Genomic DNA, 1,000 nt, shown 5'->3' on the forward strand with positions numbered 1-1,000 from the left:
TTCGCCATGGCCCACAGCAGGTTGGCGATAGCCTGGGCATTAAATTGGTCTTTCTGTGCGTTCACGTGGGGCAACAGCGCGGCCACGGCCTTGTTGAGCCCTGGTGTCCGCTCCTGCCCGTTGTCCACCAGTTTCGCCATGGCCCACAGCAGGTTGGCAATGCCCTGGGCATTAAATTGGCCTTTCTTTGCGCACACGTGGGGCAACAGCGCGACAACGGCCTCGTTGAACTCCGGTGTCTGCTTCTGCCCGTTGTCCACCAGTTTCGCCATAGCCCACAGCAGGTTGGCGATAGCCTGGGCATTAAATTGGTCTTTCTGTGCGTTCACGTGGGGCAACAGCGCTGCTACGGTCTCTTCAAGCTCTGGCGTCTGCTCCTGCCCGTTGTCCACCAGTTTCGCCATGGCCCACAGCAGGTTGCCGATATCCTGGGCATTAAATTGGTCTTTCCATGTGTTCACGTGGGGCAATAACGCGGCCACGGCCTCTTTGAGCCCTGGTGTCTCTTCGTGCCCGTGGTTCACCAGTTTCGCCATGGCCCACAGCAGGTTAGCGATACCCTGAGGAATAAATTGATCTTTTTGTGCGTTCACTTGGAGCAACAGCGCGGTCACGGCCTCTTTAAACTCTGGTGTCCACTCCTGCAAGTTGTCCACCAGTTTCGCCATGGCCCACAGCAGGTTGGCGATACACTGGGCATTAAATTGGTCTTTCTGTGCGTTCACCTGGGGCAACAGCGCGGCCACGGCCACGTTGAGCCCTGGTGTCTGCTCCTGCCCGTTGTCCACCAGTTTCGCCATAGCCCACAGCAGGTTGGCGATACACTGGGCATTAAATTGGTCTTTCTGTGTGTTCACGTGGGGCACCAGCGCGGCTACGGTCTCTTTAAGCTCTGGCGTCTGCTCCTGGCCGTTGTCCACCAGTTTCGCCATGGCCCACAGCAGGTTGCCGATATCCTGGGCATTAAATTGGTCTTTCCATGTGTTCACGTGGGGCAATA

At 57.2% G+C, this 1,000-nt stretch carries 1 protein-coding gene; it reads right to left on the minus strand.

Going from position 1 to position 1,000, the window contains the following annotated elements; translation table 11 throughout:
* On the minus strand, window positions 1-1,000 hold a 1,000-nt coding region (locus tag ACO6UY_RS24765; protein ID WP_422491727.1), incomplete at both ends, for a DUF1601 domain-containing protein.

The sequence above is a fragment of the Endozoicomonas sp. ALE010 genome, from assembly GCF_049310165.1.
Classification (GTDB): domain Bacteria; phylum Pseudomonadota; class Gammaproteobacteria; order Pseudomonadales; family Endozoicomonadaceae; genus Endozoicomonas.